Here is a 14,463-nt window from a genome sequence, read left to right on the forward strand (position 1 = left end):
CGAGGGCTTGTCCTCAGTTGCTCGCGTCCACTGTGTTGGTTCTGAAACCACGAACAGCCGTCGTAGCCGATGTGTTGCGGCTCCGGTTGTCAGTTTCATAGTGTTTCGGTGGTCATAGCGTGAGGGAAACGCCCGGTTACATTCCGAACCCGGAAGCTAAGCCTCACAGCGCCGATGGTACTGCAGGGGGGACCCTGTGGGAGAGTAGGACGCCGCCGAACAATTTTTGGGAAAACCCCCGTGCCATTCGGCACGGGGGTTTTCTGCGTTTCAGGGCATTACCCAGGTGTGGTCGGGGTTCTTTCGTCGACCCCGACCCTTCTCACATCAGAGGCGACCTGCCGTCTTGAGAGCCAGATATGCATCCGCCAGTGCTGGGGCCAGGTCGGCCGGCGTTGCGTCGACGACGGTGACGCCGTGGCGGCGAAGTTGTTCGGCGGTGCGGTTGCGTTCCGACTGGGCCTGGGCGGCTGCTGCGGCCTCGTAGATGGACTCGGTGTTTCCGCGGGCCTTTGCCATCCCGGCGATGTGCGGATCCGCTACAGACGCCACAAGAACCGTGTGGCGCTGCGTGAGCTGAGCCAGGACCGGGAGCAGGCCTTCTTCCATGGGGGCCGCGTCGAGAGCGGTGAGCAGGACGATGAGGGAACGACGCGGGGCCGTGCGGAGTGCGGTGGCGGTGAGGCCTCGGGCGTCCGTTTCAACCAGCTCCGGCTCGAGGGTGGCCATGGCGTTGACCAGGGCCGGGAGGACGTCGCCAGCCGTGCGGCCCTGGACGAGGGCGCGGATCCGGCGGTCGTAGGCGAGAAGGTCGACGCGGTCGCCGGCGCGGGAAGCGAGGGCGGCCAAGAGCAGTGCCGCATCCATGGAGGCGTCAAGGCGTGGGGCGTCGCCCACGCGGCCTGCGGAAGTGCGGCCGGTGTCCAGGACCAGGAGGATGTGCCGGTCGCGTTCAGGGCGCCAGGTGCGGACGGCGACCGTGGACAGGCGGGCCGTCGCGCGCCAGTCGATGGAGCGGGTGTCGTCTCCGGGGACGTACTCACGGAGGCTGTCGAATTCCGTGCCTTCGCCGCGCGTGAGCACGCTCGTACGCCCGTCGAGTTCGCGGAGTCGGGCGAGCTTCGAGGGGAGGTGCTTGCGGCTGGTGAAGGGCGGCAGGACGCGGACCGTCCAGGGGACCTTGTGGGTGCCCTGGCGGGCGAAGAGGCCGAGGGGGCCGTACGAGCGGATGGTCACTCGGTCCGCCTGGCGGTCGCCGCGGCGGGTGGGGCGTAGGCGTGTGGTGATGCGGCGGCGTTCGCCCGGTGGGACGGTCAGGCGGTGACGCGAGGCCGTCACCTCGGTGCCGGGCTGCCAGCTGCTCGGTGGCCATGCGTCCCGGAGGTGGGCGCGGAGCGGTCGGCGGGAGGGGTTGGTGACCGTGAGGGTGACGTCCGCGTTGTCGCCCAGGCGTGCCGAGGTGTCGCCTGAGCGGGTCAGGCCGAGGCTGCGTACGGGTGCCGCGAGGGCGAAATCGCAGGCGCAGGCGACGGCCAGGGGGCCGTTGACGGCGAGGATGCCCGCCCAGCTGGGTTCCAGGATGCCGACGGGGAGGGAGCCGAGGGCCGCCAGGAGGGCGGCGCGTCCGGTGAGGGCCATCAGCGGGGGACGGGGACGTGGGCGAGGATCGCGTTGATGACCGAGTCGGCCGTCACGCCTTCCATTTCTGCCTCCGGGCGGAGCTGGACGCGGTGGCGGAGGGTGGGGAGGGCCAGGGCCTTCACGTCGTCGGGGATGACGTAGTCGCGGCCGGTCAGCCAGGCCCAGGCGCGGGAGGTCGCGAGGAGGGCGGTGGCGCCGCGCGGGGACACGCCGAGGGTGAGGGACGGCGATTCGCGGGTGGCTCGGCAGATGTCGACGACGTAGGCGGTGATCTCGGGGGAGACCGTCGTCTTGGCGACCGCGGCGCGGGCGGCTTCGAGGTCGGCGGGGCCGGCGACCGGGCGTACGCCGGCGGCGACGAGGTCGCGGGGGTTGAAGCCCTGGGCGTGGCGGGTGAGGACGTCGATCTCGTCCTGGCGGGAGGGGAGCGGGATCGTCAGCTTGAGGAGGAAACGGTCCAGCTGGGCTTCGGGGAGGGGGTAGGTGCCTTCGTACTCGACCGGGTTCTGGGTCGCGGCGACCAGGAACGGCTCAGGGAGCGGGCGGGGGGTGCCGTCGACGGTGACCTGGCGTTCTTCCATGGCTTCGAGCAAGGACGACTGGGTCTTCGGGGGCGTGCGGTTGATCTCGTCGGCGAGGAGGAGGTTGGTGAAGACCGGGCCGGGCTGGAAGGAGAACTGGGCGGTGCGGGTGTCGTAGACGAGGGAGCCGGTGATGTCGCTCGGCATCAGGTCCGGGGTGAACTGGACGCGCTTGGTGTCGAGTTCCAATGCGGATGCGAGGGCGCGGACGAGCAACGTTTTGGCGACCCCGGGGACTCCTTCTAGTAGGACGTGTCCGCGGCAGAGGAGGGCGACGACGAGACCGGTCACGGCGGGGTCCTGGCCGACCACGGCCTTGGCGATCTCGGCGCGCAGGGCTTCCAGGGAGGCTCGGGCGTCGCCCGGGTCCCCGGTCCGCCCGGCGTTGTCAGTGGTCGGGTCCATCATGAACGGCGTACCTCTCTTTCGAGGGCGTCGAGTTGGTCGGCGAGTGCGATGAGGGCCGTGTCGTCGCTGGGCGGCGGGCCGAAGAGCAGGGATTGCAGGGACTGTCCGTCGCCCTGGAGGTGCGCGGACAGCGCGGGGAGCAGGGCTTCGGGCGTGTGAGCCCGGGCGACGGGGACGCCTACGAGGGGGGCGAGGCGCGTGCGTGTGGTGGAGCGGAGAGCGGCGGCCGCGCGGTCGCGGGCGTTGGCCTTGCGGTAGAGGCGGGCGCGGCCTTCGACGGTTTCGGAGGCGCGGATCGCCACGGGGAGTTTTTCGGGGACGAGCGGGCCGAGTCGGCGTGCCCGCCACAGGGCGGCGACGGCCGCGGCGATGAAGAGCTGCAGCGTGCCCCAGAGCCAGCCGGAGGGGAGCAGGTCCACGAGGGTCTTGTCGTCGCCGGTGTCGGTGGCGGAGGCGTCGGAGAGCGAGGGGAGGTACCAGACCAGATGGGGGCGGGAGCCGAGGAGTTGGAGGGCGAGCGAGGCGTTGCCCTGCTCGTCGAGGTGTTCGTTGTGGAGGATGTCGGGCGCGCCGAGGACGACGGTGTCGCCGCTCCCGGAGGGCTGCGGAACGCGGATCAGGGTGGCCAGGCGTTCGCTGCGGTAGCACTGGTCGGCTTCGAGGTGGGTGGTGGTGTAGCGGATGCCGCCGGTGTCCGCGGTGCCGGCGCGGCGGGCGGCGGGCAGGTCGCAGTCGGGAGTGAGTGTCGAGTCCGGGCTGGTGACGGGGTCGGCGGTGACGCCGGGGGCGAGTCGTTCGACGGATGCGCTGCCGGCGGCGATGAGGACGGTGCGTCCGCCGGACCCGGCGGTGGCGGCGTGCAGCCGGTTCTGCTGGTCGGCGGTCAGGAGGTCGGGGACGGCGACCAGGAGGGTGGTGTCGGGGGCGACGGCGGCGCGGGCCTCGTCCAGGGTGGTGGCGACGCGTGTGGAGACGCCTCGGTCGGCGAGGAGTTCGGCGACGGCGCGACTGCCCTGGGGGTCGGCGGAGCGGGGGTCGAGGTTGCCGTGCCGGGTGTCCGAGCGGATGACGGCGATCGTCACGGCGGCCGCCAGGAGCAGTACGACGGCGAGGGCGACGCCTCGTGTCCGGGTCCACAGCTGTCTGGCGGTGGTCGAGACGGAGGTGGTCGCGGGCGGGGCCTCGGTGGTCATTCGGCGGCCCCCTGGGTGGTGTGGTGGGGCTCGTTGTGGGCGCTGCTGCTCGGCAGGTGGGGTTTGGTGCGCTCCAGGTCCCGGTCGAGGTCGGCGATGCGCTGGTACGACTGCTGGGTGGCTGTTCGGCCGCCGTACGTCACGTCGTCGAAGTCGCGGGCGGCGGTGCGCAGGCGGTCGGTGTGGGAGGGCAGGGCGTGTCCGGCCTCGGCCGCGGCCTCGTCGGCGGTGCGGCCGGGGCGGGTGTCGAGGAGGGCGCGTTCCTCGAGGGAGCGGACGATGGCCCGCATGCGTTCCTGGACGGCCTGGTTCCAGTGGCCCTGGGCGGCGTGGGCGTCGGCGTTGGCGCGGTGTTCGGCGGCGCTGCGGGGGCGGTCGTCGAACAGGGCGGCGGAGGAGACCGGCCGGCGGCGCGGGGTGCCGAGGCGCCACCACAGGGCGCCGAGGACGGCCAGGACGACGAGGACGACCATGACGAGGCCGACCGTTCCGCCGGGGGTGGCGGAGGAGGCGGCGTCGAACAGGCCGTCCATCCAGTCCCAGAAGGCGTTGAGGGCGCGTTCGAGGGGGTTGGGGTCGTCCTCGTGGTACATGCGCCTGGACAGCTCGCGCCGGGCCGCCTCGCGGGCGGGGTCGCGTGGGATCGTGACCGGCGGTTCGTCGTCGGAGTGCGTGAGCGACAGCGCGGACAGGTCGCCGCCGGCCGCTGCGGCGGCGCGGGGCAGCGCCGACGCAGCGGTGAGGAGTTCCCCCGTCAGGTTCACCGCATCAGCTCCCGGGCGTGCCGGGGGAGGTGGGACCGGAGCCCTGGACACCGGCGGCGCGGGCCAGTTCGAGGTCGAGGGCCTCACGGCGGATGCGCTGGTCGATGTAGAGGAGCACGGTGACGCCGGCCGAGATCGGGAACGTGATCATGGAGCCGATCACCGAGCCGATCCCGCTGACGATGAGGAACGTCCAGCCGAAGTCGCCGGTGCCGTCGAGGAAGCCGCTGATGCCGTCGCCGCTGAGACCGGCAGCGAGGAACGTGAACGGGATGACGACGATCGCGGCGACGATGTTCGCGATGATCGTGGCCAGCAGCTGGATGCCGAAGACCCGCCACCAGGAGCCGCGCACCAGCTTGGCGGACCGGCTCATGGCCTTGGTGATGCTCTGCTTCTCCAGCATCAGGGCCGGGGAGGCGAGGGAGAAGCGGATCATCAGCCACACGGCGACGACCGCGCCGGCGAGGCTGCCGAAGACGGCGAGTGCGGCGCCGCCCCCGCCGCCGCCCGCGAGGGTCACGAGGATGCCGGGGAGCGCGCCGGCGAGGGCGACGCCGACGGCGATGACGAGCAGCAGGAAGATCAGGCCGAACAGCTTCGCGACCTGCGGGCGGGCGTCGCGCCAGGCCTCACCGGTGGTCACCGGCTTGCCGAGCACGGCGCGGCTGGTGACGGTCGTCAGCAGGGCGGTCGCGGCGACGGTGCCGATCAGGGAGATGACGAAGAGGACACCGGAGCTGAGCATGGCGTCGCCCATGGCCTCGGTCAGTTCGTCGAGGGTGGCGCTCGGGTCGCCGAGGGCGTCGGTGTCGGCGTAGTCCTGCAGGAACAGGCCCTGGAGCAGGATGACGACGATCTCGATGACGACCGCGACGGTCAGCGAGATGCCGAGGACCGTGCGCCAGTAGGTGCGCATGGTGGAGACGGCACCGTCGAGGATCTCGCCCACGCCGAGCGGGCGGAGCGGGATCACGCCGGGCTTGGCGGCGGGCGGGGGGCCGCCCCAGGGGGTTCCCCAGCCGCCGTAGCCGCCGGGGCCGGGCCCGCCCTGCCAGTTGCCGTGGGGGCCGGCGGGGCCTCCCGGAGGCGGGGTGCCCCAGCCCGGGCCGGGCGGTGGGGGCGGTGGGGTCTGGCCGGGGGCCTGGGGGCCCGTGGGCGCGGACCACTGGGCGGGTGGCGGCTGCTCCTTGGACCACTGCGCGCCGGGGCTCTGTGGGTGCGTGCCCGGCTGGGCGGGCTGCTCGGGGGCGGGCCGGTCGGCCGGCTCGTCGGGGCCGGGCTTGCCGGGCTCGTGCCCGTCGGACGGGGAGGATCCGGGCGAGGCCCAGCCCGGAGTGTCGTTCATCGTCGCTCCTTCACGGTGCCCGTCCGCGGTCGCGGTGGCAGGTTGGCAGACATCGTGCCACGGGGCGGTGGACGGGGGACCGGCCGCGGTGGGGGCTGTGCACCTTCAATTGTCCGACGGAATGCGGGCAGACTGACTGCATGGCTGATCAGCAGGCGCAATCCGTCGAGGACAAGCGGCCGACCGGGGTACCGGTGCTCCGGTGGGAAGAGCCACCGGAAGGTCCGGTGCTGGTGCTTCTGGACCAGACCCGGCTGCCGAGCGAGGAAGTCGAACTGGTCTGCACGGACGCATCCGCGCTGGTGGAAGCGATCCGTTCGCTCGCCGTGCGCGGGGCGCCGGTGCTGGGGATCGCGGGGGCGTACGGGGTCGCGCTCGCCGCCGCGCGAGGGTTCGACGTGGACGACGCGGCGGTCGCGCTGGCCGGTGCCCGGCCGACCGCGGTGAATCTCTCCGTGGGGGTGCGCCGGGCACAGGAGGCGTACCACGCGGCGCTGGCCCGAGGCGGTGATGCCGGGGAGGCCGCCGCTGCGGCGCTGGCGGCGGCGCGGCGGCTGCACCGGGAGGACGCCGAGGCCAGTGTCCGGATGGCCGAGCACGGTCTGGCGCTGCTGGACGAGCTGCTGCCCGGCGGGGGGCACAGGATCCTCACCCACTGCAACACCGGGTCGCTGGTGTCGGGCGGGGAGGGGACGGCGTTCGCGGTGGCGCTCGCGGCGCACCGGCAGGGGCGACTGCGGCGGCTGTGGGTGGACGAGACCCGGCCATTGCTGCAGGGGGCCCGGCTGACGGCGTACGAGGCGGCGCGCAGCGGGATGGCGTACACGCTGCTCACCGACAACGCGGCGGGGTCGCTGTTCGCGTCGGGGGACGTGGACGCGGTGCTGATCGGCGCGGACCGGATCGCGGCGGACGGGTCGGTGGCGAACAAGGTGGGGAGCTATCCGCTGGCGGTGCTCGCGCGGTATCACCATGTGCCGTTCATAGTGGTGGCGCCGGTGACGACGGTGGATCTGGGCACGGCGGACGGGGCGGCCATCGAGGTCGAGCAGCGCCCCGGGTACGAGGTGACGGAGGTGATGGCGCCGCAGGCGCAGGTGGCGGGGCCGGGCGGTGGGATGCCGGTCGCTCCCCTGGGGACGCAGGCGTACAACCCGGCGTTCGACGTGACTCCGCCCGAGTTGGTGACGGCGATCGTCACCGAGGTGGGAGCCGTGTCCCCGGTGACGGCTGAGGGGCTGGCCGAGCTGTGCGGAAAGGGCCGGGCCTGATCGACGTGACCGACGTGAGCGGCCCCTCTCCCCGCGGCGACACGGGGGGGAGAGGGGGCGCGACCGGGAGGTTGCCCCAGCGTGGCTTTCGCTGCGAAGCCGATGCGTCAGCCTGATGCGCTCACTACTCTGCGGCAGATTGATCGGGAGGTCGCATGAGTGACTACACGGCACACGCGCGCCGGGCTGAGGAAGTCCTCGATGAGCTTGAGCGGAAGACGAAGGGACGGCTTGGGCCCGAGAGCATGATCAGAGTGGCCCAGGTGCAGGCCATCCTGGCTCTCGCGGCCGCGATCAATGGCCGGGACGGGGACCGCGCCCAGGGTGGCCAAGTTTCTTAGGCGTGCCCGCCCGCCGGATGCGCGACATCCTTGGCCGACATCGAACGGTGATGGACGCGGGCAGACAGTGATGGCCTCGTACGACTATCGTCACTGGTCAGTGACGCTGCTCACCTGGATCTTCGCCACCGTTATGAGAATGGGATGATGTCGTTTATGAAGGGACGAGTCCTTGTCGTCGACGACGACAGCGCACTGGCCGAGATGCTCGGCATCGTGCTGCGTGGTGAAGGTTTTGAGCCGTCTTTCGTAGCTGACGGCGACAAGGCGCTGGCCGCTTTCCGGGAGACCAAGCCCGATCTGGTGCTGCTGGACCTGATGCTGCCCGGACGGGACGGCATCGAGGTGTGCCGCCTGATCAGGGCGGAGTCCGGAGTGCCGATCGTGATGCTCACGGCGAAGAGCGACACCGTCGATGTCGTCGTGGGCCTCGAGTCGGGTGCCGACGACTACATCGTGAAGCCGTTCAAGCCCAAGGAACTGGTGGCTCGGATCCGGGCGCGGCTCAGGAGGTCGGAGGAGCCGGCGCCCGAGCAGCTCGCCATCGGTGACCTCGTGATCGACGTGGCCGGTCACTCCGTGAAGCGGGACGGGCAGTCGATCGCGCTGACGCCGCTGGAGTTCGACCTGCTGGTGGCGCTCGCGCGCAAGCCGTGGCAGGTGTTCACCCGTGAGGTCCTGCTGGAGCAGGTGTGGGGTTACCGGCACGCGGCGGACACCCGGCTGGTCAACGTCCATGTGCAGCGGCTGCGCTCCAAGGTCGAGAAGGACCCGGAGCGGCCGGAGATCGTGGTGACCGTCCGTGGTGTCGGTTACAAGGCGGGGCCGAGCTGACGTGACCGGAGACAGTGCCGCTTCGGCGCCCGGCCGGTCCGGGGCCCGCGCGGGGCGGCCTGTCGGCCGGAAGGCGGCGGGCTCCCGCTGGGCAAGGTTTCTGGAGGGCGGACTGCTGCGGGGCGGAGTCCAGGGCAGCCCGGTCCTCCGGCTGTTCATGCGCTGGATACGCCGTCCGCTGCTGCCGGTGATGCGGCTGTGGCGGCGCAACATCCAGCTGAAGGTCGTCGTCACGACGCTGCTGATGTCGCTCGGCGTGGTGTTGCTGCTGGGCTTCGTCGTCATCGGACAGGTGCGCAACGGGCTGCTGGACGCCAAGGTGAACGCGTCGCAGAGCCAGGCCACCGGCGGGTTCGCCGCGGCCAAGCAGCGCGCCGAGGAGGCGGCCAGCGGCGCCACCGGCGAGGTGGCCGTGGTGGACGGACGGTCCTCGCAGAACGTCATCCAGTGGATGAGTGATCTCGTCTCGTCCCTCTCCAGCGGCGGTCAGGGCGCCTTCGACGTGGTGACGCTGCCCGCCGGGGACGGCACCGAGGGCGGGCGCGCCTCGCGTGCCTCCGGTGGGGTCAAGGCCACCGAGAGCGTGCCGGAGGATTTGCGTGAGCAGGTCGCCAGTGGTGCCGGGGCCTTTCAGAGCTACACCCGCGTCGTCTACGGGCCGGGCAAGGACTCGCAGCCCGCGCTGATCATCGGCAAGCGGGTCAACGACCCGAACGGCGACCCGTACCAGCTGTACTACCTCTTCCCGCTGACGCAGGAGGAGGAGTCGCTGAGGCTGGTGAAGGGGACGCTGGCGACGGCCGGGCTGTTCGTCGTCGTGCTGCTCGGGGCGATCGCCTGGCTCGTGGTGCGCCAGGTCGTCACGCCCGTGCGGATGGCCGCCGGGATCGCCGAGCGGCTGTCGGCGGGGCGGCTCCAGGAGCGGATGAAGGTCACCGGCGAGGACGACATCGCGCGGCTCGGCGAGGCCTTCAACAAGATGGCGCAGAACCTTCAGCTGAAGATCCAGCAGCTGGAGGACCTGTCGCGGATGCAGCGGCGGTTCGTGTCCGACGTGTCGCACGAGCTGCGTACGCCGCTGACGACCGTGCGGATGGCCGCCGACGTCATCCACGAGGCACGGGAGGACTTCGACCCGGTCACCGCGCGGTCGGCGGAACTGCTCGCCGACCAGCTGGACCGGTTCGAGTCGCTGCTGGCGGACCTGCTGGAGATCAGCCGTTTCGACGCGGGCGCGGCGGCGCTGGAGGCCGAGCCGATAGACCTCAGGGAGGTCGTCCGGCGGGTCGTCGACGGCGCCGAGCCGCTGGCCGAGCGCAAGGGCACCCGGATCCGGATCGTGGGCGATCAGCAGCCCGTCGTCGCCGAGGCGGACGCCCGGCGGGTGGAGCGGGTGCTGCGCAATCTCGTCGTCAACGCCGTGGAGCACGGCGAGGGCAAGGACGTCGTGGTCAAGCTGGCCGCGGCCGGCGGGGCGGTCGCGGTGGCGGTGCGGGACTACGGCGTCGGGCTCAAGCCCGGCGAGGCGACCCGGGTCTTCAGCCGGTTCTGGCGCGCCGACCCGGCACGGGCGCGGACGACGGGCGGTACGGGTCTGGGGCTGTCCATCGCCCTGGAGGACGCCCGGCTGCACGGCGGCTGGCTGCAGGCCTGGGGTGAGCCGGGCGGCGGCTCGCAGTTCCGGCTGACGCTGCCGCGGACCGCGGACGAGCCGCTGCGGGGCTCGCCGATACCGCTGGAGCCGAAGGACTCGAGGCGCAGCCGTGAGCTCAACGACGCCGGTGTGCCGCGCGGCGGTGAGAAGAGCGCCACCGTGCCCGCGCAGACCTCGGTCGGCGGGCCGGTGCGGCCGCTCGACTCGATGGCCCCGCGGATGGCCTTGGCTCCGACCGCCGATCCGACGGCACTGCCGGGCAACGGCGCGCGTGTGGTGCCCCGGCCCGTGGGAGGGGCGCGCCGGCCGGAGGAGCCGGCGTCGGGTCCGGTCTCGGGGCAGCCGTCGGACGCGGAGCCCGATGAGTCGAACGAGCAAGGGGAGGCATTTCGTGGGCGCTGACCGCGAGGGGGGCGCTCGGCGCGGACCGTCGCGCGCGGTGGCGTACCTCGCCTGTGGGGTCGTACTGCTGGCGGGGTGTGCGTCGATGCCCGACCACGGGGATCTGCGGGGGGTGGAGTCCACGCCGCGGCAGGACGCGCAGGTGCGGGTGTTCGCCGTGCCGCCGTCGGACGACGCCCTGCCGCCGCAGATCGTCCAGGGCTTTCTCGAGGCGCTGACCAGCGACGACCCCAACTACGAGACGGCGCAGCAGTATCTGACGGAGGCGGCCGACGACGCGTGGCACGCGCAGCGGTCGATCACGGTGCTCGCCAACGCGCCGAACATCGAGGTCGACTGGGCGACCAACAAAGAGAACAGCGACACCTTCTCGTTCCTGCTGACCGGCAAGAAGGTCGCCACTGTGGACGCGCAGCAGTCGTACTCGCCCGCGAGCGGGGAGTACAGCCAGCAGATCCTCCTCAAGAGGGAGAAGAAGAGCGGGCAGTGGCGTATCGACCGGCTGCCGCAGGGAGTTGTGCTCGGCCAGTCGGACTTCCAGCGGAACTACATGTCCGTCAACAAGTACTACCTGGCGAACAACGCCCAGACGGACACGTCCGCGCAGCTGGCGGCGGTCGCCGACCCCGTCTATGTGCGCCAGCGGGTGGATCCGACGACGCAGGTGGTGCGTTCGCTGCTCAACGGGCCCACGCGGTGGCTCGATCTGGGGGTCCGGTCGAGTTTTCCGACCGGTACGCGGCTGAAAGCGGGCGCGACCGACCTGACGCCCGATGAGAGCAACAAACTGACCGTGCCGTTGAACGACAAGGCCGCCCGGGTGGGGCTGGCCAAGTGCAACGAGATGGCGGCCCAGCTGCTGTACACCCTGCAGGACCTCACGCCCACGGTGGACGAGATCGAGTTGCAGGCGGGCGGCGCGGAACTGTGCACGCTCGATGCCGACGGGGCGACCGCGGTGGCCACCCGGGGCCCGGAGCGCAGCCCCGAGTTCCTGTACTTCCTCGACGGCGACCACCGCGCGGTGCGGATCCGCAGCGGCAGCAAGACCGCCGGCGCCGAGCCCGTGCCGGGGCCGCTGGGCGAGGGCGCGAAGGCGTTCCGCTCGGTGGCGGTGTCGCGGGACGAGCGCAGCGCGGCCGGAGTCGGCCTGAACGGTACGGAGTTGTACGTCGCGCGGATGGAGCCGGGCGCGCCGCTCGGCGAGCCCGTGCTGAGAAGTGCCGGCAAGACCGAGGACGACCGGCTGACCACGCCCAGCTGGGACGGCCGGGGCGACCTGTGGATCGCCGACCGCGACCCCGCCGCCCCGCGGCTGCTGCTGCTCCAGGAGGGCAAGGGCGAGCCGCTGGAGGTCGGGACGCCCGGGCTGGAAGGGCGCGTGAAGTCGGTGCGGGTGGCCGCCGACGGGGTGCGCATCGCGCTGGTCGTGGAGAAGGACGGCGCGCAGTCCCTGCTCGTGGGCCGGATCGATCTGGACGAGAAGGTCGGTGAGCGCTCGGGAGTGACGGTGCGTGAGCTGCGCAATGCCGCCCCGGAGTTGGAGGAGGTCACCACCATGTCGTGGAGTGGTGACGGCCGGCTCGTGGTGGTCGGGCGCGCGAAGGGAGGCGTGCTGCAGTTGCGGTACGCCCAGGTCGACGGCTCCACGCCGAAGGGGCCCGCGCCGGACGCGCTGACCGGGGTGAAGGAGATCGCCGCGTCCGAGGACGAGCGGCTGCCGCTGGTGGCGTACTCGGACGACGGGATCGTGCGGCTGCCGTCGGGCGAGCAGTGGCAGACCGTGGTCAAGGAAGGATCGGCGCCGGTCTATCCGGGGTGAGACGGGGTCTGTCCACGTTTTGCCCTCAGACGGCCGTTCTCGTGCGGGGTGACCCGGCGGGGGCGGCCGTTCCGCTGGGCGGGTCCGGAGTTTTCCACAGGGGGTTTTCCACAGGGGTGGCCGGCTTCTGCGGGCGTTGGCAGAGTGGTGCGCATGCGGGGGTGGTGGCAGGACCTCACCGACCTGGTGCTGCCGGCCGAGTGCGGAGGCTGCGGCAGGCCTCGAACGGTGCTCTGCCCGGAGTGCCGAGCGGCGCTGAGCGGGGCCGCGCCGTGCCGGGTGCGGCCGGTGCCGGAGCCGCCGGGTCTGCCGGCCGTGCACGCGGCGGCCCGGTACGGGGACGAGGTGCGGGCCGTGCTGCTGGCCCACAAGGAGAGAGGTGCCCTCGCTCTCGCCGGTCCGCTCGGCGCGGCTCTGGCGGGAGCCGTGCGGGCGGGACTGAGGGAGGCGCGGGGGAGTGACGGGGGTGTGTCGGCCGATGGGGTGAGAACGGGGGAGCCGTGCGGCCCGGTGCTGGTCGTCCCCGTGCCGTCGGGGCGCCGGGCGGTGCGGGCGCGCGGACATGATCCGGCGCGGCGGATCGCGCTCGCGGCGGCGGGGGAGCTGCGGCGGACCGGGACGCGGGCCCGGGTGCTCGCGGTGCTGCGGCAGCGGCGGGCGGTCGCCGACCAGTCGGGGCTCAACTCCCGGGAGCGGCTGGAGAACCTGGCGGGCGCGCTGGGCCTGGTGCCCGGCGGGGCGCGGCTGCTGCGGGAGGGGCCGGTGGTCCTCGTCGACGACCTGATGACGACGGGCGCGTCCCTGACGGAGGCGGCGCGCGCGGTGCGGGCGGCCTCGGTGGCCGGATCCGGCGGACATGGGGGGCCGCTGGATGTGGCACACGAAGAAGAGGCATCGGTTGTGTACGGGAGAGGAACTCGGGAAAGGACTGGGGCACGGACGGCTGGAGCAAAGGAAGGGAGCGCGGGCCGGAAGCGGGTCGGCCCCGGAATGGCGGGGCTGAACGGAGCCGGTGAAGTGATCTGCGCGGCGGTGATCGCGGCAACGCCGGATTCTTTCGAAATAAACCGGAACTGACTGCGAACTTGCATCGTTGCAGCTAGTGAGAGGCTCAATTCACCTGAACGGAGGTACGCCGCGGTAGAGGGTGACGACATCCGTCCAGGCGAGATATGTTCGGTTGTGAGGGAAAGCCGCAGGCCACACCTCTCATATCCGAATGCCGTGCCGCGTGTTTTTGAATCACCAGGCAGGCTGGGGTGCAGATCTCGCCCATGGGGGAGGAGGAGGTGGACGTCACCGAGTCCGAGGTTCCGGGGCCCACCGGGACCTGGTGCACAAGGGAGATGCTCCGCCATTGATGCGGAGCGATCCGGGAACGGAGTTCTGCGTGGACATCGTCGTCAAGGGCCGCAAGACCGAGGTGCCCGAGCGGTTCCGCAAGCACGTGGCCGAGAAGCTGAAGCTGGAGAAAATCCAGAAGCTCGATGCCAAGGTGATCAGCCTCGACGTCGAGGTGTCCAAGGAGCCCAACCCCCGACAGGCCGACCGTTGCGACCGAGTGGAGATCACGCTCCGCTCCCGCGGTCCGGTGATCAGGGCGGAGGCGGCGGCCAACGATCCGTACGCGGCACTCGACCTGGCAGCGGAGAAGCTGGAAGCCCGGCTCCGCAGGCAGCACGACAAGCGGCACACACGCCGCGGGGTCCGTCGGCTCACCGCAGCCGAGGTACCCAACCACGTTCCGGGCGCGGCGACGCTCAACGGCAATGGCGGCGGCCTTGCGGCGGACGAGCCGGAAGGCGTGCCGACCAAGAAGATCGGCTCGCTCGAGGTGCAGGGCGAGGGCCCGCTCGTCGTCCGAGAGAAGACGCACGTCGCCGCCCCGATGACCCTCGACCAGGCTCTCAACGAGATGGAGCTGGTCGGGCACGACTTCTACCTCTTCGTCGACTCCGAGACCAAGGAACCGAGTGTCGTCTACCGGCGGCACGCATACGACTACGGCGTGATCCATCTCCGGACGGACACGATGATCACCGAGCCGCCCTCACCCGAGGCGGGCGGTTCGCTGGGCGGCTGACCATTCCGGACGACAGCTGATGCCGGTGCCCCTGGAGCGCGCGTGCGCCCCCAGGGGCACCGGTGTGCGCCCACTTCGCCCACCGCTTCGTCACCGCGGTGTCGTCCGGGCATGAAATCAT

General features: G+C 71.8%; 11 protein-coding genes and 1 rRNA gene. 7 read left to right on the plus strand and 5 right to left on the minus strand.

Going from position 1 to position 14,463, the window contains the following annotated elements; translation table 11 throughout:
* The first annotated feature begins 104 nt into the window (after nt 1-104).
* A 5S ribosomal RNA gene (gene rrf / locus AMK31_RS00005) occupies nt 105-221 on the plus strand.
* 106 nt (nt 222-327) lie between these two features.
* Here rrf and AMK31_RS00010 read toward each other — a convergent pair.
* From AMK31_RS00010 to AMK31_RS00030, 5 genes are read right to left on the minus strand one after another with little or no spacing between them, the layout of a single operon-like run.
* On the minus strand, nt 328-1,638 hold the full coding sequence (locus AMK31_RS00010) for a DUF58 domain-containing protein (RefSeq protein WP_073938171.1): 1,311 nt from the start codon (nt 1,636-1,638) through the stop codon (nt 328-330).
* Nucleotides 1,638-2,627 carry an AAA family ATPase gene (locus tag AMK31_RS00015; protein WP_107468476.1) on the minus strand — a complete coding sequence of 330 codons (990 nt, stop codon included), beginning with the start codon at nt 2,625-2,627 and terminating at the stop codon, nt 1,638-1,640. The genes AMK31_RS00010 and AMK31_RS00015 overlap by 1 nt, the downstream gene beginning before the upstream one ends.
* The gene (locus tag AMK31_RS00020) at nt 2,627-3,823 is read right to left on the minus strand and encodes a DUF4350 domain-containing protein (protein ID WP_073938173.1); all 1,197 of its coding nucleotides are present in this window, start codon (nt 3,821-3,823) and stop codon (nt 2,627-2,629) included. Before AMK31_RS00020 ends, AMK31_RS00015 begins: the two co-directional genes overlap by 1 nt.
* Nucleotides 3,820-4,587, minus strand: coding sequence for a DUF4129 domain-containing protein (locus tag AMK31_RS00025; protein WP_073938174.1), 768 nt, complete (start codon nt 4,585-4,587; stop codon nt 3,820-3,822). Before AMK31_RS00025 ends, AMK31_RS00020 begins: the two co-directional genes overlap by 4 nt.
* A 4-nt stretch (nt 4,588-4,591) precedes the next feature.
* Nucleotides 4,592-5,935: a glycerophosphoryl diester phosphodiesterase membrane domain-containing protein gene (locus AMK31_RS00030; RefSeq protein WP_073938175.1), complete on the minus strand. Its 1,344-nt coding sequence runs from the start codon at nt 5,933-5,935 to the stop codon at nt 4,592-4,594.
* 140 nt (nt 5,936-6,075) lie between these two features.
* Between AMK31_RS00030 and mtnA the strand changes: the two genes are divergently transcribed.
* From mtnA to hpf, 6 genes are all read left to right on the plus strand, one after another.
* Nucleotides 6,076-7,206 (plus strand): S-methyl-5-thioribose-1-phosphate isomerase, encoded by a 1,131-nt coding sequence (gene mtnA / locus AMK31_RS00035; RefSeq protein WP_073938176.1) that lies wholly within the window; start codon nt 6,076-6,078, stop codon nt 7,204-7,206.
* Between the two features lie 485 nt (nt 7,207-7,691).
* A complete protein-coding gene (mtrA, locus tag AMK31_RS00045) occupies nt 7,692-8,381 on the plus strand; it encodes a two-component system response regulator MtrA (RefSeq protein ID WP_198948386.1) in 690 nt (229 codons plus the stop codon).
* A gap of 1 nt (nt 8,382) precedes the next feature.
* Nucleotides 8,383-10,437: an MtrAB system histidine kinase MtrB gene (gene mtrB, locus AMK31_RS00050; RefSeq protein WP_073938178.1), complete on the plus strand. Its 2,055-nt coding sequence runs from the start codon at nt 8,383-8,385 to the stop codon at nt 10,435-10,437.
* Entirely contained in the window at nt 10,427-12,259 is a 1,833-nt protein-coding gene (locus tag AMK31_RS00055; protein WP_073938179.1) for an LpqB family beta-propeller domain-containing protein, read from the plus strand. Before mtrB ends, AMK31_RS00055 begins: the two co-directional genes overlap by 11 nt.
* A gap of 153 nt (nt 12,260-12,412) precedes the next feature.
* Nucleotides 12,413-13,336, plus strand: a complete 924-nt coding sequence (locus tag AMK31_RS00060; RefSeq protein ID WP_073938180.1) for a ComF family protein — start codon at nt 12,413-12,415, stop codon at nt 13,334-13,336.
* A 313-nt stretch (nt 13,337-13,649) separates the two neighbouring features.
* Entirely contained in the window at nt 13,650-14,342 is a 693-nt protein-coding gene (gene hpf / locus AMK31_RS00065; RefSeq protein ID WP_385310421.1) for a ribosome hibernation-promoting factor, HPF/YfiA family, read from the plus strand.
* Nucleotides 14,343-14,463 lie beyond the last annotated feature (121 nt).

Source organism: Streptomyces sp. TSRI0107, from assembly GCF_001905845.1.
Taxonomy (GTDB): Bacteria; Actinomycetota; Actinomycetes; order Streptomycetales; family Streptomycetaceae; genus Streptomyces.

Bases quoted from the DNA above. Each gene is read 5' to 3' on its own strand.
- AMK31_RS00010 (WP_073938171.1), bottom strand. From the start codon at position 1,638: ATGGCCCTCACCGGACGCGCCGCCCTCCTGGCGGCCCTCGGCTCCCTC.
- AMK31_RS00015 (WP_107468476.1), bottom strand. From the start codon at position 2,627: ATGGACCCGACCACTGACAACGCCGGGCGGACCGGGGACCCGGGCGAC.
- AMK31_RS00020 (WP_073938173.1), bottom strand. From the start codon at position 3,823: ATGACCACCGAGGCCCCGCCCGCGACCACCTCCGTCTCGACCACCGCC.
- AMK31_RS00030 (WP_073938175.1), bottom strand. From the start codon at position 5,935: ATGAACGACACTCCGGGCTGGGCCTCGCCCGGATCCTCCCCGTCCGAC.
- mtnA (WP_073938176.1), top strand. From the start codon at position 6,076: ATGGCTGATCAGCAGGCGCAATCCGTCGAGGACAAGCGGCCGACCGGG.
- mtrA (WP_198948386.1), top strand. From the start codon at position 7,692: ATGATGTCGTTTATGAAGGGACGAGTCCTTGTCGTCGACGACGACAGC.
- AMK31_RS00060 (WP_073938180.1), top strand. From the start codon at position 12,413: ATGCGGGGGTGGTGGCAGGACCTCACCGACCTGGTGCTGCCGGCCGAG.